Genomic DNA, 19,159 nt, shown 5'->3' on the forward strand with positions numbered 1-19,159 from the left:
ATTTGAACTTTGAAAAGGATTTCAAAAACCTCTATCCCTCCGTTCATTAGTGTACTCCCTTAAACATTAACCTCTTATTTGCAGGATAAAATCCTCTAACTGCTTTAAGCTGATTCTATTCTCATAAATAGCTTTACCAATGATTGTTCCTTCACAACCCATTTCGGCAAGTTTTGGCAATTCATCAAAAGTTGATATTCCGCCACTCGCAATCAATTTTAGGCCTTGGGTAACATTTCCACCAACTTCGCTCATATTAACCTTACATTCTTCCAAAATCTTTTTATATAAGTCGAAAGAAGGACCTTCTAGCATACCGTCTTTGGAAATATCCGTACAGATTACATAGGCTATACCCTTTTCTTGATACTCGGAAATAAACGGAATCAATTCTTCCGTAGATTCTTCCTGCCAGCCTGAAACCGCTACTTTTTCATCCTTGGCATCGGCACCCAAAATAATTTTTTCGGCACCATAGGTCTGAATCCAGCCTGAAAAGGTTTCCTTATCCTTAACGGCAATGCTCCCTCCGGTTATCTGATTAGCGCCACTCTCAAACGCAATACGCAAATCATCATCGGATTTGAGTCCGCCTCCAAAATCTATATTCAGCGTAGTTCCACAAGCTATTTGCTCCAAAATTTTATGGTTTACAATATGCTTGCTCTTAGCGCCGTCTAAATCTACCAAATGCAAATATTGAATACCATGTGCCTCAAAGGCCTTGGCTACCTCTAACGGATTCTCATTGTATATTTTTTTGGTGTCGTAATCTCCTTTTGAAAGGCGTACACATTTACCATCTATGATATCTATTGCGGGTATTATTCTCATATTTTTTTTATAAAAGGTATTAAGTAGTTAGTAAAATCTATAAATTTCAGTTTAATTATAAGAATCTCTAAATTCATTAATCAATACGATTAAGAAAATTCTCCAGAATCCTTTCGCCTACACCACTACTTTTTTCCGGGTGAAATTGGGTGCCGTAAAAATTATCCTTGGCCAACGCAGCGCTGTATTTTAGTCCGTATTCAGATTGTGCTATGGTTTCTTCACATAATGGTGCATAGAAACTGTGGACCAAATAAATGTGCTCTTTGTCATCTATTCCTTTAAAAAGCCCTGACTTTAGATTTGTTATCTGGTTCCAACCAATCTGCGGCACTTTAACCCCGTTATTAAACTTTACCACATCTACATCAAAAATACCTAAGCCGGTGGTATTGCCTTCTTCTGAAGAATGACACATAAGCTGCATCCCCAAACAGATACCTAAAACAGGTTGTTTTAAATTTGGAACTATCTTATCCAGACCACTTTCCCTCAATTTTGTCATGGCACTACTGGCCTCTCCTACACCGGGAAAAATAACTTTATCAGCAGATTGAATCTCCTCTACATCACTACTGAGAACAGCTTCGTAGCCCAAACGCTTAATAGCGAATTTGATGCTCTGAATATTACCTGCACCGTAATTTATAATTACTATTTTCATTTATTTAGCATTGAATATCAAGTAATAAGAACAAAGCGAATTTTAAAAACTTAATACTTTGTAATCAGTACTCACTACTATTTTTATAGAACTCCTTTTGTACTTGGCAGCACCATTTTTTCAACATCACGTTTTACGGCCATTTTAATTGCTTTTGCAAATGCTTTAAATATGGCTTCGATTTTATGATGCTCATTGGTTCCTTCTGCCTTTACGTTTAAATTTGCCTTAGCTCCGTCCGTAAAGGATTTAAAGAAATGATAGAACATTTCCGTTGGCATATCACCCACCATTTCACGTTTAAAATCAGCATCCCAAACCAACCAGTTGCGACCGCCAAAATCTATGGCTACCTGAGCAAGACAATCATCCATCGGCAGACAAAAACCGTAACGCTCAATGCCCATTTTAGAACCTAGAGCTGTGTTGAAAACTTCTCCCAAGGCAATTGCAGTATCTTCTATAGTATGGTGCTCGTCTACCTCTAAATCGCCATCTACCTTTATCTCCAAATCCATTTGACCATGACGAGCCAATTGGTCCAACATATGATCAAAGAAAGACAAGCCCGTTTTTATATCGCTCTTACCCGTTCCGTCTAGGTTTAGGTTAATGTAAATATCAGTTTCATTGGTCTTTCTATGCGTTTCCGATGCTCTCTCCTCTAATTTCAAGAACTCATATATCTTCTCCCAATCATTACTTTCCAAAGCAATGACAGAATCCAGTTCTTCACGCTTTACGGTAATTTCACCCGTACCCAAATTGGTTTCATCGTTTATAAAAATACCTTTTGAACCTAGGTTTTTGGCCAGTTCAATATCCGTTAACCGATCACCGATTACGAATGAGTTTTTTAAATCATACTCCTCGGAAAAATATTCCGTCAACAAACCTGTACCCGGTTTTCTAGTATTGGCATTTTCATGTGGAAACGTGCGGTCCAAAAAGACCTTATCAAAAACCACTCCTTCGTTTTCAAAGGATTTCAAGATAAAATTATGTACCGGCCAAAACGTATCTTCCGGAAAAACATCCGTTCCCAAGCCGTCTTGGTTGGTAATCATGACCAATTCATAATCTAATTCTTTGGCTATTTTACCTAAAAACGTAAATGCCTTAGGATAGAAAATCATTTTTTCAAATGCATCTATCTGCTCATCTACGGTTTCTTTTATTATTGTACCGTCTCTATCTATAAATAAAACTTTCTTCGCCATGGTATGAGTTTCTTGAGCTATTGGTTTAGGTTAGCTTTTTTAATACTTCAATTAATTTTTTGTTTTCGGTTGGTGTACCCACTGTAAACCGCAATGTGTTTTCGCATAATGGCTGCGTTGTTCTGTTCCGTACAACCACACCTTCCTTCAACAGTTGATTGTATCTTTTGGTGGCATCATCTACTTTTGCGAGCACAAAATTGGCATCGGAAGTATAGATTTGCTTCACGTAATACACTTCATGTAACGCTTTAAGTAATTGCTCCCTTTCACTTAAAATATTGGATATTTCACTTTTGACCGCGCTTGTATCCAGGACCCTTTGGAGCGCCTTCTGTTGCGTTAGCTCATTTACATTATAAGGCGGTTTAATTTTATTCACTGCCGCTATAACCTCTTTAGAAGCAATACAGATTCCTAAACGAATTCCGGCCATACCGTACGCCTTAGAAAGCGTTTGCGTAACGACTAGATTTGGGAATTCAGATAATCTTGTCACCCAACTTTCGCTTCCTGAAAAATCAATATACGCTTCATCAATTACAACCAGGCCATTGAACTTATTCAATAAATCCACCATGATTTCTTCTTTGAAAATATTGCCGGTAGGATTGTTGGGCGAACATAGGAACAACAGTTTGGAGTGCTCATCTGCAGCATTCAAAATAGCCTCTACATCTGGCTGAAAATCATCTGTTAACAAAACTTCTCTGTTCTCTACCGTATTTATTCCGGACAGCACTTTGTACATGCCATAAGTGGGAGGCAAGGAAATAATGTTATCTATTTTGGGCTCGCAGAAAGTTCTGAAAATCAAGTCCAGTACTTCATCGCTTCCGTTTCCTAAAAGGATATTCTCCGCAGCAATACCCTTCTGCTCCGCTAATACCGATTTTAAACCTCTTTGTTGCGGATCCGGATATCTGTTTACCCCATTTTCAAACGGGTTTTCATTGGCATCTAGAAACACCATATCCGACCCATCCGAAACATACTCGTCACGTGCCGAACTATACGGACTCAAGCCTTTTACGTTCTCCCGAATCAGGTTTTGTATACTGAATTGCTTATTCATTCTTTAAACTGTTGAGTCTTAGCGTTACCGCATTTTTGTGGGCTTGAAGTCCTTCTGCTTCCGCCATGATTTCAATTGCATTGCCAATTTCCTGTATACCCGATTCACTTATTTTCTGAAACGTCATACTCTTCATAAAACTATCTAAATTAACACCACTATATTGCTTGGCGTAACCGTTGGTAGGCAAAGTATGATTGGTTCCAGAAGCGTAATCTCCCGCACTTTCCGGTGTATAGTTACCGATAAATACAGAACCAGCATTCTTGATATTATCAATAAAGAAATCCTCGTTTTCTACGCACACAATATAATGCTCAGGACCGTATTCATTGATTAAGTCGTTTGCCGCTTGGTCATCCGCTACAAAAATCAACTTGCTATTGGCAATGGCTTTTTCGGCAATATCTTTTCTAGGTAGTTGCGGCAGTTGTTTTTCCACTTCCTTCTCTACGGCATCAATCATGTTTTTTGAAGTGGAAACCAAAATAACCTGGCTATCTACACCATGCTCCGCTTGACTCAACAAATCCGAAGCAACAAATGCTGGATTGGCAGAATCGTCCGCTAAAACCAAAAGCTCACTGGGTCCCGCGGGCATATCTATTGAAATTCCATATTTCGTTGCAATCTGTTTGGCAACCGTAACATATTGGTTACCAGGTCCAAAAATTTTGTACACTCCGGGAATGCTTTCCGTACCAAAAGTCATAGCGGCAATCGCCTGAATACCGCCCACCTTAAATACTTTCTTTACCCCACATAAATTTGCGGTGTACAGAATGGCCGGATTGATTTTACCTTCTTTGTTTGGTGGAGAACACAACACTAATTCTTCACAACCTGCAATGGTAGCGGGTACAGCGAGCATCAAAATTGTGGAAAACAACGGTGCCGTACCACCGGGAATGTAAAGCCCCACTTTTTGAATAGGTCTTTTTTCTTGCCAACATTGCACCCCGTTAGCGGTTTGTACCGAAACTTTTGTAGTTTTTTGAGCCTTGTGAAAGACCTCGATATTATTCTTAGCAAGTTGAATGGCTTCCTTTAATTCCTCCGATACCAGTTTGGACGCTTCTTGGATTTCTTCTTCAGAAACTACCAAATCCTCTAAAAGTACGCCATCAAACTTCTGGGTATATTTCTTTAGAGTAGCATCCCCACTATTTTGGACCTCCTTAAAAACGGCCTCAACCGTCTGTTCAATATCCGCTACGGTCTGCGTTGGACGTTTTAAAACAGTACTCCACTCTGCCCTATCCGGATTGTATATTTTGTTCATTTTCTTTACTCTAAATTCTTAATCATATGGTATCCTAAAGGCTCAAAACCATGACGTTTCCAAAACTTCACTCCTTTTTCGTTATGCAAGTAGCAATTCAGCTCCAAGCTGGCACAATCCATACTCTTGCCGTATTCCGAAAGCCAATCCATCATTAGCCTACCAACTCCTCTACTACGATATGCTTCACTTACAAATACATTGTCCAGCTCCAAGTGTTTGCCCTTATAGAACTTTTGTAAAAACCATATACCACAGCAGGCAATCAACTTTTGTTTATCATAGACTCCTAGACATTGGTATCCGCCCATGGCCAATATATCCTTTAAACGACTTTTCAGTATTTCCTCGGAAAGTTTACCTTGATTCAATTCAAAAATCAAAGGCAGAACAGATTCCATTTTATCATACGGAATCAACTCTAAATTTAAATCGCCCGTCATACCGGAAAATTAAAGTACCATCTTTTCAATTGGACAAACCAAAATACCTTCTGCACCGGCTTGTTTCAACTCATCTATTACATCCCAAAACTTATCTTTATTAATTACCGTATGAACCGAGCTCCAACCTTCTTCTGCCAATGGTAAAACTGTTGGGCTTCTCATTCCTGGCAACAACTCCAATACTTTATCCAACTTATCATTAGGTGCATTCAGTAATACGTATTTAGATTGGCGTGCCTGAAGAACCGACTTTATCCTAAACTGAAGCTTCTTTAAAATTTCCTTTCTTTCTTCGTCAATATTAGGTGACACGGCCAAAACAGCTTCACTGGTAAGCATGATTTCTACCTCTTTAAGGTTATTCTTAAAAAGGGTACTTCCACTGGAAACGATATCACAAATACCATCTGCAAGACCAATGTTTGGGGCAATTTCCACAGAACCATTGATAATATGCAAATCTGCTTTCACCCCTTTTCCTTCTAAATATTTTTGAACTGTATTAGGGTAAGAAGTAGCTATACGCTTTCCTTCAAAATCTTGAACCGATTTATATTTCACCGATTTAGGTACCGCCAAAGACACTTTACATTTTGAGAAACCTAGTTTTTCGGCAATACCAATATCCTCTCCTTTTTCAATCAGCACATTTTCCCCAATGATAGCAATATCTACTACACCATCTCTTAAGTACTGAGGGATATCTCCATTACGAAGGTAAAATACCTCTAAAGGAAAATTTCTTGATGAGGCTTTTAACTGGTCTTTTCCATTATCGATAGACACCCCGCAATCCTTTAATATTTGAAGGGAATCTTCGTTTAACCGACCTGATTTCTGAATAGCAATCCTAATTTTTGTCATTTTCATCTTTGTTATGTTCAAGCCATCAAAAGAGCTCTAAAAGTAAAACCCGTTTGATTGCTCAAACGGGTTTTTAAATATGTTGCACTACTACAATACATTCCTACCTCGCCTGAGCGTGAATATGGAAATGATGATGTGTAGTTTTGTTTTTCATTATGAGGTAAAAGTAAAATCTATTTTTCAATTCTCAAAAGAATAGTTCCAAAATAAACAAAAACAATGCAACTACCTTTTACTTAACACAGATTAGTTATTCCCTAAGATTAAGGGCAGCCCTGATTCTCCGCCCCCAACAACAATTACTTTTGCATTAGGAGACTTAGACAATTCTAATGTGGCATCTATACCTTTATCCTGTAAAATCTTGTCCGTTAACGAAGCACTTAAAATTCTGTTGGCATCCGCCTTACCTTGCGCTTCAATTGTTACCTTTTCCGCTTCTTTTTGAGCCGTGACCAATCTAAACTCGTATTCCAAGGACTCTTGCTCTTGCTTTAATTTACGCTCAATAGCATCTTTAATAGTTGGCGGTAAAGTAACATCTCTTACCAATATTTCATTCAACTGAATATACTGCCCTGATACAATTTTTTGAGTTTCATCAAAGATTTCCTGTTGAATGGCATCTCTCTTACTGGAATATAATTGCTCAGGTGTATAGCGCCCTACTACAGAACGCGCGGCCGAACGTATCGTAGGCAACAAAACTCTCTGTACGTAAGCCTCACCCTTTTCTTGATGCAACTTACCCAAATCACCACGAATAGGCTCAAACCAAGCAGACGCTTCTAGTTTAATATCCAAACCATTACTAGACAATACGTTCATTTTTTCAAGAACCTCTTGCTGTCTTACTTCATAAATAAAAACCTTGTTCCATGGCGCTACAATATGAAAACCTTCACCTAAAGGCGCCTCATCCGTTACTACACCACCACCAAAAGTTTTATAGAGCACACCCGCCTCACCGGAACCTATGGTGACCGCAGATTTTGAAATTAAAATAATAATAAAAATAAAAGCGAATATTACTGGTAAAGCAATCTTAGGTAATTTGTCCATTTATTGTAATTTATATTAGTCCGTTATATTTTCTTAAAAACCATTCTGCAGCAAGGGCAATAACCATAAGCCCTAACAGCAGTCCGAAATCTATCAAAGATACAACATTTTGCTTGTTTTTCCGGGTTGGAAGAAACCTATCGTCTCCTAACAAATCTTGTATTAAATCTTGGTTTTGATTGGGATAAAACAGGCTTCCGCCAGTGTTCTGGGCCAAACGTTGTAGTTTTTCATAGTTAGTAGACAAAAACTGTTTTTCGACATCAAAATCAAGTATGGTAAAACTTCCCGACTTTGATAGATTTTCTTTTTTAACCGAAACCGTAAAATCATACTTACCAGCCGATAAATTACTTAAATCTGCTTCATAATAATTACCACGCAACAACATAGGAATCTCGGAAGTAATTTTGGTCTCAGAATTTTTAAGCTTTAGAAGCATTTCCGCATTGGCATCAAACACAAAAGTTTTATCAAAATAAGTTGCGGAAATTCTGGCGTCACCACTTCCCGTATATGTATTTTCATAGTCCAAGGTTAGTCGCTCTCGCGATTTATTACTGGCCAAATACAACGTTAGCTTCCCAATTAAATCATCAAAATTCTTAAAACTTTGTTCATTTCGGTAGTTCTGCATGCGCCATTTCCAGATATGTTCTCCAAAAAGTACTGCATCTCTCTTTTTTCCTTCTTCAAAAACAGCCAACAAAGGCTGGTTCAAATCAACTCCTTTGATGCGCTGTGTTAGCAAAATATCGTTTTTCCCATGTAATACGATGTCTCCCAAACTACTTTGAAGAGGTGGGAAATCTTCCACGGAAAAATCTGCTATATTAAAAAGTCCAAAACCGGAGTTGGTAACCGCAAAAACCTCCTCTGTTTGATTGTAGCTGTTCTTTGTAAAACTTTTTTGTGCCCTATTTAGAAAATTCCAATCGGTTTTAGGTCCTGTAATGGTGAACGTATTTGCCTTTGTATTTTCGATATAATCAAAAACGCCTTTAAAATTTGGACCTGGTTGATATAAGATAAAAAGGTCTACCCCTTCAAACTTCTTTAAATCGTCCGCAGGACTCAAGATAGAAACCGACCGTTGACCGTTACTTTCTATAGATTTTTTAAGCGCTCCAATATCTGGGTGCATAATAGTAGAGACCAAGGCTATTTTTGTTTTTTCATCAATAACCTCTACTACCACTTCCCTACTATTGTTGGCCGTATTCCTTTCGTTTTCCAGGTTGCCAATGGTTACCTTAAGGTTTTTGGTTCCCACCGAATTTGCATTCAACAATGTGTTGATTACTTCACTGGAATTGATACTGGAAAATGAAACGTTTTGTCTAAAAACCGATTTCCCATTTAATGCAATACGAATCGGAACCGTGACATCTCGTTTTCCTGAATAGGACACATAAATTTGAACCGGGTATTTATTCTTGAGAAAAGCATATCTGTTCGTGTTTACCTGAGATATGGCAAGGTCTTCATAACGGGTAGTATCACCAACCGCTATAGGGTATATGGGTAATTGCCTGCCACTACTATTAAAATCATAATCTTGACCCAACGTTTGGTTACCATCCGTAAGTAAAACAACAGCTGAATTTGTAGTGGCATATATGTCCTTTAAGGCGGACAGAGCCTGCGAAATATTCGTGTTCTTTTCTTGAAACGAAAGACTATCCCCTTCCTTTAAAAAGCTGCCAAAATTATAGGTATCCACCACAAAGCGTTTTTGAACTGCTTCACTCTGTTTAAGATTTTCTATAGTTTGATGTACTTCTTCTTTTGCCGTGGCTACCGAAGAAGAATTATCGGCCAAAACTATAAGGTTAGCTTTCTCCGTTGTGTATTCGTTTTTTGTAAACTTAGGGTTTATAAGCAGTAGAAATCCGCAGAAATATGTAATAAAGCGTAAAAACGATAGCGCAATGCTTAGCTTGCCCCTAAGTTTGTTTTTATGGTAATACTGAAATAACACCAGCGCCAACGAGACTATTACGGCTAAGATTATAAGAAGAATCGTCTGGGTATTCATTAAGGAAGTTTCTTTTTAAGCTATAACAAATTAAAGGGAAGGACTCACGCCTTCCCCTTAAAAGTATATCTTATGTAAGCATGCCACCATCTACATTCAGTACCTGACCGGTAACATAGGCCGAAAGGTCCGAAGCAAAAAATAGACACGCATTTGCAATATCTTCAGGAGAGCCACCTCTTTTTAATGGAATACCATCTCGCCAGCCCTGAACCACTTTTTCATCCAGCTTATCCGTCATTTCGGTTTCGATGAATCCAGGTGCAATAGCGTTACATCTAATATTTCTGGAACCTAACTCCAAAGCAACGGACTTAGTAAACCCGATCATACCTGCTTTTGAAGCCGCATAATTGGTCTGTCCGGCATTTCCTTTAACACCAACCACGCTACTCATATTTACAATACTTCCTTTACGTTGCTTCAACATGGTACGTTGAACCGCCTTGGTCATATTGAAAACGGACTTTAAGTTAATCTCTATAACACTATCAAAATCAGCTTCTGACATACGCATAAGCAAGTTATCTTTGGTTATACCCGCATTGTTGATCAAAATGTCAATTCCTCCAAAATCTTCAAGAACTCCGGCTACCAATTGCTCTGCCGCTTCAAAGCTTGCCGCATTACTTTTGTACGCCTTGGCTTTTACCCCTAGACCGGACAATTCTTTCTCAAGTGCCAAAGCAGGCGCTTCACTTGAACTGTACGTAAAAGCTACATTGGCCCCGTTTTCAGCAAAAACTCGGGCAATACCAGTACCAATTCCTCTACTGGCACCCGTGATAATGGCATTTTTTCCTTCTAACAATTTCATCCTCTATATAGATTTGCTTTGTTCTACTTCAAATATAAGTTTTGTTTTATAAAAGGGCTATAAAAAAATCCCGTTTCCGATAAGTCGAAAACGGGATTCTTATATCCGTAAGGGAATTAACCCATAACTTCTTTTACTTTCACACCAATTTCTGCTGGAGAATCCACAACATGAATTCCATGCTCCCTCATAATCTTCTTTTTTGCCTGAGCTGTATCATCGCTTCCGCCAACAATAGCACCTGCGTGACCCATAGTTCTACCCGCTGGAGCAGTTTCACCGGCAATAAATCCTACAACTGGTTTTTTACTACCACTTGCCTTGTACCATTTAGCCGCGTCCGCTTCTAATTGACCACCAATCTCACCGATCATTACAACACACTCAGTCTCTGGATCATTTATTAAAAGCTCAACCGCTTCTTTGGTTGTAGTTCCAATAATAGGATCTCCGCCAATACCAATAGCTGTAGTAATACCTAAACCTTGGCGAACTACCTGATCCGCAGCTTCATAAGTTAACGTACCTGATTTAGATACAATACCTACGTTTCCTTTTTTGAAAACAAAGCCCGGCATGATACCTACCTTAGCTTCCTCTGGAGTAATTACACCAGGACAGTTAGGACCAACCAAACGGCAATCCATATTTTTAATATAGTTAGAAGCCTTTACCATATCGGCAACAGGAATACCTTCTGTAATAGTAATGATTACTTTAATACCTGCACTAGCAGCCTCCATGATAGCGTCAGCAGCAAAAGCGGGCGGTACAAAAATAATTGTAGTATCTGCACCTACTTTCTCCACAGCTTCTTCAACCGTGTTAAAAACAGGTCTTCCCAAATGTTCTTGTCCACCTTTTCCAGGGGTTACACCACCAACAACATTGGTACCGTACTCTATCATTTGTTCTGCGTGAAAAGTACCTTCACTACCTGTAAATCCCTGAACAATTATCTTGGAATCTTTATTGACTAAAACGCTCATATACTCTCTAGTTTATTTTAATGTGACAAAAATATAGGTTTACAAATGAAATCTGAACTTAGACTGCATATTATTCTTCTAATTTTTTTAGAATGGACGGAATTTTTTTAACATAAGCCAATTGTTTTAGCTTTTCTCGCGATTCTTCAATGGGTGTACCAAAATAACTCTTACCGCCAGCAACGGATTTAGTCACTCCTGTTTGCCCCATAATTACCGCCTTTTTTCCTATGGTAATCCCGCTGTTGGTACCAACTTGGCCCCAAAGCGTAACTTCATCTTCTATGACTACGCAACCCGCAATTCCGGTTTGTGAAGCAATTAGACACTTTTCACCTATTACGGTATCATGCCCAACATGTACTTGATTGTCTAATTTTGTTCCCTTTTTTATAGTAGTATCACCGGTTACACCTTTATCAATAGTGCAAAGCGCACCAATGTCAACATTATCCTCAATAACTACTCTTCCACAGGAAATTAGTTTATCAAACCCTTCTGGACGGTTTTTATAGTAAAAGGCATCCCCTCCCAAAACTGAACCTGAATGAATACTAACATTATCCCCAATTACGCAATTATCATATAAACAGACATTGGCGTGAATTAAACAGTTCTTGCCAATTTTTACATTGTTACCTATAAATACGTTGGGCTGAATAATGGTTCCCTCTCCTATTTCTGCCGAAACCGCAACCGATGCAGTTGCTCTTTCAAACGGTCTAAAATGTACCGAAAGCTTATTGAAGTCGCGAAAAGGGTCATTAGAAATCAAAAGTGCTTTTCCTTCAGGACAATCTACTCTCTTGTTTATCAAGACAATAGTAGCCTTTGAAGTTAAAGCCTTATCGTAATATTTAGGGTGGTCTACAAAAACAATGTCCCCATTCTCAACTACATGAATTTCGTTCATGCCCAAAACCTGAAAATCGTCCGCACCCACATATTCACAATCAATTATGGAGGCAATAGTCTTTAGGCGCTGAGGATTTGGAAATTTCAAAGGAGCAAAGTATCAGTTAGTATTTTTAAAATCGATATAAATCAGTAATGAATAGCGCTTATTCCTTAACGCGCTCCATATACGTACCTTTATCCGTTTCTATCTTTATTTTATCACCCTCGTTGATAAACAAAGGAACATTTACCTCTGCTCCGGTTTCAACCTTAGCTGGCTTAGTAGCATTGGTAGCCGTATTTCCTTTTACTCCTGGCTCTGTATACGTTACCTCTAGAACAACACTAGCAGGCATTTCTACGGATAAAGGCATACTATCTTCCGTATTGAAAAGAATTTTTACAACCTCACCTTCTTTTAACAACCCCGGAGCATCTAATGCGCTTTCTTGAAGCGTTATTTGGTTGTAATCATCCGTATTCATAAAATGATAGGTTTCACCCTCAGGATACAAAAACTGGTAAGAACGTGTCTCTACACGAACATCCTCAATTTTATGACCTGCTGAAAACGTATTATCCAAAACTTTTCCAGTGGAAATACTCTTCAATTTGGTACGAACAAAAGCAGGACCTTTACCCGGTTTAACGTGTAAAAACTCAATGATTTTGTATATATCGTTATTGTAGCGAATACATAGTCCTTTTCTAATATCTGATGTTGATGCCATTTCTAGTTTGCTATTTATTTTGTGATTTTATCAATGGTAGCTCTTTTATAAACAACTGAACTACGCACCTTAAAAACCTTGATTAATTATTGCTGAAATATCCTTTCATAATACCACGTTGGGAATCTCTAATAAACTGAAGAATCTCATCCCTTTCCGGAGTAGCTTCCATTTCAGCCTCTATGATTTGAGTGGCCTGTGAATTGTTATAATGCTTTTGGTAAAGAATACGATAGATATTCTGTATTTCCCTAATTTTCTCCGATTGAAAACCACGTCTTCGTAAGCCCACAGAATTGATACCCACGTAAGAAAGAGGTTCACGTGCCGCTTTTACAAAAGGAGGCACATCTTTTCTTACCAACGAACCACCTGTTACAAACGCATGTTGACCCACTGATACAAATTGATGTACGGCAACCAAACCGGCAAGAATTACGTTGTCCCCAATAGTAACATGTCCCGCAAGGGTAGAATTATTGGAAAAAATACAGTTGTCACCCACAATACAATCATGAGCAATATGACAATAGGCCATAATCAAACAATTCTCACCAATTACGGTCTTGTTTCGGTCAGAAGTACCTTTATGAATGGTTGCACACTCCCTAATAGTAGTGTTGTTACCAATGGTAACTATGGTATCTTCTCCATTATATTTTAAATCCTGCGGTGGAGCGGAAATAACGGCACCGGGAAAAATGTTGCAATTTTTTCCAATGCGGGCTCCTTCCATTATGGTTACGTTAGAACCGATCCAAGTACCATCACCTATCGTTACGTTGTTATGAATTGTAGTAAATGGTTCTACTACAACATTTTTAGCAATTTTTGCGCCCGGGTGAATATAGGCAAGAGGTTGATTCATTCTATTTCTTTTTAGCTATTTGTGCCATTAATTCTGCTTCGCACACTAATTTATTATTTGCGTAAGCATAGGCTTGCATGTGACAGATACCTCTTCTAATTGGTGTAATAAGACTACAGTGAAAAGTTAACGTATCTCCCGGAAGTACTTTCTGCTTAAATTTAACATTATCCATTTTCATGAAAAAGGTCAAATAATTTTCTGGATCCGGAACCGTACTCAAAACCAGAATACCACCCGTTTGGGCCATGGCTTCAACTTGTAAAACACCAGGCATTACCGGCGCTCCTGGGAAATGACCAACAAAGAAATTTTCGTTCATAGTCACGTTTTTCATTCCCACAACATGGGTGTCGGATAATTCCAAGATACGATCAATTAACAAAAATGGAGGTCTATGCGGAAGCATATCCATAATTTGATGAATATCCATCAACGGAGGTTGATTTAAATCATATTGAGGAACTTTATTACGTTTCTCTAATTTTATGATTTTTGAAATTTTCTTGGCAAACTGGGTATTTACATAATGTCCAGGCTTATTGGCAATAATTTTACCTCTGATCCGTGTACCCGCCAAAGCAACATCGCCAATTACATCCAATAATTTATGACGTGCCGCCTCATTTGGTTGGTGCAGAGTAAGATTGTCCAAAATACCATTAGGTTTAACAGAAAGCTTTTTCTTGTCAAAAGCTTTTTCTAGTTTTTTCATGGTTTCTTCGGAAATCTCCTTATCTACATATACAATAGCATTATTAAGGTCTCCACCTTTAATAAGTCCGTTTTCCAAAAGCATTTCTAACTCGTGAAGAAAACTGAATGTACGTGCTTCGGATATTTCGCTTTTAAAGTCTGATAAGCGCTCCAAAGTTGCATTTTGAGTACCCAAAACCTTGGTACCAAAATCTACCATAGTAGTTACTTGATATTCCTCCGATGGTATCACAGTAATCTCACTACCAGTTGCTTCATCCTTAAAAGAGATAACATCCTTTACAATATACTCTTCGCGTTCCGCATTTTGCTCTTCAATACCGGCTTCTTCAATAGCCTGAACAAAATATTTAGAAGAACCATCCATAATTGGAGGTTCCGGAGCATCTAACTCAATAAGTACGTTATCTACCTCCAAGCCCACGAAAGCTGCCAAAACATGTTCCGAAGTCTGGATTTTAACCCCTCTTTTTTCTAAGTTGGTCCCTCGTTGCGTATTGATTACGTAATTGGCGTCTGCCTCAATAATCGGTTCACCTTCTAGGTCTACTCTTTTAAATGCGTACCCGTGATTTTCTGGTGCGGGAACAAATTTCATGGTTACCTCGGCACCGGTATGAAGACCAACGCCCTTTAGAATAACCTCTTTTTTAATGGTTCTCTGTTTCATTCTTGTATTGATCGCTGTAGTTTTTTTCCAGTTCGTCAATTCTATTTAAAATCTTCGGTAAATTCTTGAAGTAAACGTACGATTTGTTATAATCACCGTAGTTCAGGGCAGGAGACCCTTGCAACACTTCATTGCTCTTAATATTCCGGCCAATTCCCGATTGTGCTTGTATTTTTACATTATCACCAATGGTGATATGACCTACAATACCAACTTGACCACCGATCATACATCGTCTTCCAATCTTGGTTGACCCAGCAATTCCGGTTTGAGCGGCTATAACGGTATGCTCCCCTATTTCAACATTATGTGCAATCTGAATCTGATTATCCAGCTTCACCCCTCTCCTTAATATGGTAGAACCTAGTGTTGCCCTATCTATAGTAGTTCCCGCACCTACATCAACATTATCTTCCAGGATAACATTACCGGTTTGCGGTACTTTTTGATACTCTCCATTTTTATCCGGACTAAAACCGAACCCGTCCGCACCAATAACAACACCGCTATTGATTACGCAATTATTCCCGATTACCGTTTCCGAATAAATCTTAGCTCCCGCAAAAATGCTCACGTTATTGCCTATGGAAACGTTATCGCCAATATATACGTTAGGGTGAATCTTTACATTATCCCCTATAGTAACGTTATTTCCTATATAAGAAAAAGCTCCAAGGTAAAAGTCGCTACCGTACGTAAGCGTTTCGGATTTGAACACGGGTTCTTCTATACCAGTCTTGTTGTTCTTTACCTGATTGTAGAATTCCAATATTTTTGAAAACGCTTCGTAAGCATCGTCTACCTTAATAAGGTTAGTCACTAACTCATGCTCAGGAACAAAATCCCTATTTACTATTGTAATGGACGCTTTTGTCGTATAAATATGGGAAGTATATTTTGGGTTGGCTAAAAAAGTTAGGGCTCCTTCTTCGCCCTCCTCTATTTTGGCCAATTTATGAACGGTAACCTCTGGATTTCCTTGTAGTTCACCTTCTAAAATACCTGCAATTTGACCTGCTGTAAATACCATGAGCACAAAAGTAAGAAAAATAGTTAAACAGAATCTTTGGGATAACAGATATAATATTTTGTAACCGTTTTTGAAAGCGCTTTTAGATTCAACTGATCTGAAGCCTTGGCTACATCTATCAACCTCCTGTTCTTCTTTAATATATTGATGTTCTGATGATGACGATCATACGCCTTGTTCTCAATTTTTCCTTTAAACACGAAATATGCGGTTTCTTGGTCCGAAAGGTTATATTTTTCCTTTATCCGTGTGGAATGCTTTTTAAAAATACTACTGTCAACAGGACTGTTCTTAAGTTTAACTTTCAAAAACCGACGGTTTATAAGCATCTCACAAAGCTTGGACAAGACAAAATCCGGGTGGTCTTGCCATGATTTTATTGCGGCCAGCACATCTACATCGTCCAATTTAGAAAAGGTGTTGAGAATATCCGCATCAAAATCCTGTTTTTCAATTCGGTGTTCCATAAAAAAACGAAGGGCATCACTACAGACCACAACCTGTCCCCCATGCATAATCTCTTTTGCACGCTTAAGAATACGTATCAATAACTGCTCGGCTACGATTCCCGTTTTATGCAAATACACTTGCCAGTACATAAACCTTCTGGCCATTAGAAATTTTTCAACAGAATAAATCCCCTTTTCTTCAACTACAAGATTACCGTCAACCACATTGAGCATGGTAATTAATCGTTCGGAATTAATATTACCCTCGGCAACCCCTGTATAAAAACTATCCCTTTTAAGATAATCTAACCGGTCCATATCCAATTGACTTGAGACTAACTGATTCAAGAAGCGTTTTTCATATTGCCCCTTAAAAATAGAAATGGCAAGCGTTAATCTTCCGTTAAAGATTTCATTAAGAGCCTCCATAAACCGCAAAGAAATGTGTTCATGATCTGTACTTTCTACAATACTATGCTCCATAGCATGAGAAAAAGGACCGTGCCCTATATCATGCAAAAGAATAGCGATGCACAAACCTTCTTCCTCTGCCGCACTAACCTCTACCCCTTTATACTTAAGAACTTGCAAAGCCTTCTGCATTAAATGCATTGACCCCAGAGCATGATGAAAACGCGTATGATGAGCCCCAGGATATACCAAATAAGATAACCCCATTTGAGAAATACGTCTCAGACGCTGAAAATAGGGATGTCCGATCAAGTCAAATATTAGTCCGTTGGGAATAGTAATAAATCCGTAAATTGGATCATTAAAAATTTTCAATTTTCTAGAGTTTATCAAAATGAGGATTGCTTTGCAGTGTTCACGGCGGTAAAGTTAGTTAAAAGACAAAGTAATAAACTGGGTAAATTAATTTTTTGAGCCCTATTTCTTTAGTTGAAAGCTAGTTTACACCATTTAAAATTGAAACAACAGACCTATTAAATGAATAAAATTACCATATTATGGGTAGATGATGAAATAGACCTACTCAAACCACATATTATATTCTTACAAGGAAAAGGTTATGATGTAATCACCAGCCAAAGCGGACAAGAAGCATTGGAAGAATTACAACAAACCAGGGTTGATATTGTTTTTCTAGATGAGAATATGCCTGGCATATCAGGTCTTGAAACTTTAGGGGAAATAAAAGTATTGGACTCCTCCATTCCTGTGGTAATGATCACCAAAAGTGAGGAAGAGTTTATTATGGAAGAAGCTATTGGCTCCAAAATTGCCGATTATCTTATTAAACCCGTAAACCCTAATCAAATTCTATTATCACTAAAAAAGAATTTAGATCACTCACGCCTGGTTTCAGAAAAAACAACATCCAACTATCAACAAGAATTTAGAAAAATTGCCATGGATCTCTCTATGGTGAATTCAGTTGAGGAATGGGTAGACCTTTACAAACGATTAATCTATTGGGAACTACGCTTAGAAGATATTGAGGACAGCAGCATGTTCGAGATACTGGAATCCCAAAAAACCGAAGCAAATAACCATTTTGGAAAATTTGTAGATCGAAATTACCAAAATTGGTTTGAGGGTAACGGGCCTGTACTCTCCCACACTTTATTCAAGGAACTTGTTCAACCGGAACTAAAAGATTCGCGAACGTTGCTTCTTGTTATAGACAACCTACGTTATGACCAATGGTATGCGTTTGAGGACACCGTAAGTTCCTTCTATAAAAAAAATAAGGAGGAATCTTATTTTAGTATCCTGCCCACCGCAACGCAATACGCCCGTAACGCCATTTTTTCCGGTCTAACCCCAATGGCAATGGAAAAAAAACATCCTCAGTGGTGGAAAAACGATACGGACGAGGGAGGCAAAAACCTTCACGAAGCAGATTTTTTAGGCGAGCAGATTAAACGACTAGGGTTAAATTTAAAGTGGGAATACCATAAAATAAGTACACTTAAACAAGGTAAAAACCTGTACCAAAATTTTAAATCCCAGAAAGACAACGACCTAACTGTACTGGTGTATAATTTTGTGGATATGATTTCCCATTCAAAAACAGAAATGGAAGTCATTAAAGAATTAGCCAGCAATGACAAAGCCTACAGGTCCCTCACCCAAAGTTGGTTTAAAAACTCCCCGTTATTAGAAATAATTCAACAGGCACAACAAATGGGCATGAAGTTGATTATCACCACAGACCATGGTACAATTAACGTAAAGCAACCATCAAAAGTCATAGGAGATAGAGAAACCAGCCTTAACCTTAGATACAAAACAGGAAGAAGCCTCACTTATGAAGAAAAGGATGTCCTGGCCGCCAAAGACCCCGCTCAGATACATTTGCCACGTATTAATATGAGCAGTTCGTTTATATTCGCGAAGAATGACCTTTTCTTTGCCTACCCCAATAACTACAACCATTATGTTAGCTATTACCGGAACACCTACCAACATGGGGGGATTTCTTTAGAAGAAATGATTATTCCGTTTGTAGTTTTATTACCAAAATAGCTTAGTAAAGATT

18 protein-coding genes are annotated in these 19,159 nt (G+C 38.3%); 1 reads left to right on the plus strand and 17 read right to left on the minus strand.

What is annotated here, in order from left to right; translation table 11 throughout:
* Positions 1-66 precede the first annotated feature (66 nt).
* From hisA to Q4597_RS14345, 17 genes are all read right to left on the minus strand, one after another.
* Positions 67-834, minus strand: a complete 768-nt coding sequence (gene hisA, locus Q4597_RS14265; protein WP_303406748.1) for a 1-(5-phosphoribosyl)-5-[(5-phosphoribosylamino)methylideneamino]imidazole-4-carboxamide isomerase — start codon at positions 832-834, stop codon at positions 67-69.
* Positions 835-910: 76 nt separating this feature from the next.
* Positions 911-1,498, minus strand: a complete 588-nt coding sequence (gene hisH, locus Q4597_RS14270; RefSeq protein ID WP_303406750.1) for an imidazole glycerol phosphate synthase subunit HisH — start codon at positions 1,496-1,498, stop codon at positions 911-913.
* Positions 1,499-1,581: 83 nt separating this feature from the next.
* Positions 1,582-2,718, minus strand: coding sequence for a bifunctional histidinol-phosphatase/imidazoleglycerol-phosphate dehydratase HisB (gene hisB, locus Q4597_RS14275; RefSeq protein WP_303406751.1), 1,137 nt, complete (start codon positions 2,716-2,718; stop codon positions 1,582-1,584).
* Between the two features lie 25 nt (positions 2,719-2,743).
* Positions 2,744-3,793: a histidinol-phosphate transaminase gene (gene hisC / locus Q4597_RS14280; RefSeq protein WP_303406752.1), complete on the minus strand. Its 1,050-nt coding sequence runs from the start codon at positions 3,791-3,793 to the stop codon at positions 2,744-2,746.
* Complete coding sequence (hisD, locus tag Q4597_RS14285) at positions 3,786-5,075, minus strand: histidinol dehydrogenase (RefSeq protein ID WP_303406753.1); 1,290 nt, start codon at positions 5,073-5,075, stop codon at positions 3,786-3,788. The genes hisC and hisD overlap by 8 nt, the downstream gene beginning before the upstream one ends.
* Positions 5,076-5,080: 5 nt before the next feature.
* Positions 5,081-5,518: a GNAT family N-acetyltransferase gene (locus Q4597_RS14290; RefSeq protein WP_303406754.1), complete on the minus strand. Its 438-nt coding sequence runs from the start codon at positions 5,516-5,518 to the stop codon at positions 5,081-5,083.
* 9 nt (positions 5,519-5,527) lie between these two features.
* Positions 5,528-6,385 carry an ATP phosphoribosyltransferase gene (gene hisG / locus Q4597_RS14295; RefSeq protein ID WP_215912128.1) on the minus strand — a complete coding sequence of 286 codons (858 nt, stop codon included), beginning with the start codon at positions 6,383-6,385 and terminating at the stop codon, positions 5,528-5,530.
* 249 nt (positions 6,386-6,634) lie between these two features.
* Positions 6,635-7,450: a prohibitin family protein gene (locus Q4597_RS14300; protein ID WP_215442107.1), complete on the minus strand. Its 816-nt coding sequence runs from the start codon at positions 7,448-7,450 to the stop codon at positions 6,635-6,637.
* Positions 7,451-7,460: 10 nt separating this feature from the next.
* Positions 7,461-9,488, minus strand: a complete 2,028-nt coding sequence (locus Q4597_RS14305) for a VWA domain-containing protein (RefSeq protein WP_303406756.1) — start codon at positions 9,486-9,488, stop codon at positions 7,461-7,463.
* A 70-nt stretch (positions 9,489-9,558) separates the two neighbouring features.
* Entirely contained in the window at positions 9,559-10,305 is a 747-nt protein-coding gene (gene fabG, locus Q4597_RS14310; RefSeq protein ID WP_215442105.1) for a 3-oxoacyl-[acyl-carrier-protein] reductase, read from the minus strand.
* A 116-nt stretch (positions 10,306-10,421) separates the two neighbouring features.
* The gene (gene sucD, locus Q4597_RS14315; protein ID WP_215442104.1) at positions 10,422-11,294 is read right to left on the minus strand and encodes a succinate--CoA ligase subunit alpha; all 873 of its coding nucleotides are present in this window, start codon (positions 11,292-11,294) and stop codon (positions 10,422-10,424) included.
* Positions 11,295-11,364: 70 nt separating this feature from the next.
* Complete coding sequence (locus Q4597_RS14320) at positions 11,365-12,297, minus strand: UDP-3-O-(3-hydroxymyristoyl)glucosamine N-acyltransferase (protein ID WP_303406757.1); 933 nt, start codon at positions 12,295-12,297, stop codon at positions 11,365-11,367.
* A 58-nt stretch (positions 12,298-12,355) separates the two neighbouring features.
* Positions 12,356-12,922 carry an elongation factor P gene (efp, locus tag Q4597_RS14325; protein WP_215442102.1) on the minus strand — a complete coding sequence of 189 codons (567 nt, stop codon included), beginning with the start codon at positions 12,920-12,922 and terminating at the stop codon, positions 12,356-12,358.
* Positions 12,923-13,004: 82 nt separating this feature from the next.
* Entirely contained in the window at positions 13,005-13,790 is a 786-nt protein-coding gene (gene lpxA / locus Q4597_RS14330) for an acyl-ACP--UDP-N-acetylglucosamine O-acyltransferase (RefSeq protein WP_215442101.1), read from the minus strand.
* A 1-nt stretch (position 13,791) separates the two neighbouring features.
* A complete protein-coding gene (locus Q4597_RS14335; protein ID WP_215442100.1) occupies positions 13,792-15,177 on the minus strand; it encodes a bifunctional UDP-3-O-[3-hydroxymyristoyl] N-acetylglucosamine deacetylase/3-hydroxyacyl-ACP dehydratase in 1,386 nt (461 codons plus the stop codon).
* On the minus strand, positions 15,158-16,207 hold the full coding sequence (gene lpxD, locus Q4597_RS14340) for a UDP-3-O-(3-hydroxymyristoyl)glucosamine N-acyltransferase (protein WP_303406760.1): 1,050 nt from the start codon (positions 16,205-16,207) through the stop codon (positions 15,158-15,160). Before lpxD ends, Q4597_RS14335 begins: the two co-directional genes overlap by 20 nt.
* Before the next feature lie 23 nt (positions 16,208-16,230).
* Positions 16,231-17,460, minus strand: a complete 1,230-nt coding sequence (locus Q4597_RS14345) for an HD domain-containing protein (RefSeq protein ID WP_303406761.1) — start codon at positions 17,458-17,460, stop codon at positions 16,231-16,233.
* Between the two features lie 144 nt (positions 17,461-17,604).
* Here Q4597_RS14345 and Q4597_RS14350 point away from each other — a divergent pair, with 144 nt between their 5' ends.
* Positions 17,605-19,146 carry a bifunctional response regulator/alkaline phosphatase family protein gene (locus Q4597_RS14350; protein WP_303406763.1) on the plus strand — a complete coding sequence of 514 codons (1,542 nt, stop codon included), beginning with the start codon at positions 17,605-17,607 and terminating at the stop codon, positions 19,144-19,146.
* The last annotated feature ends 13 nt before the right edge of the window (positions 19,147-19,159 follow it).

The organism is Zobellia sp. 1_MG-2023, from assembly GCF_030549125.1.
Classification (GTDB): Bacteria; Bacteroidota; Bacteroidia; order Flavobacteriales; family Flavobacteriaceae; genus Zobellia; species Zobellia russellii.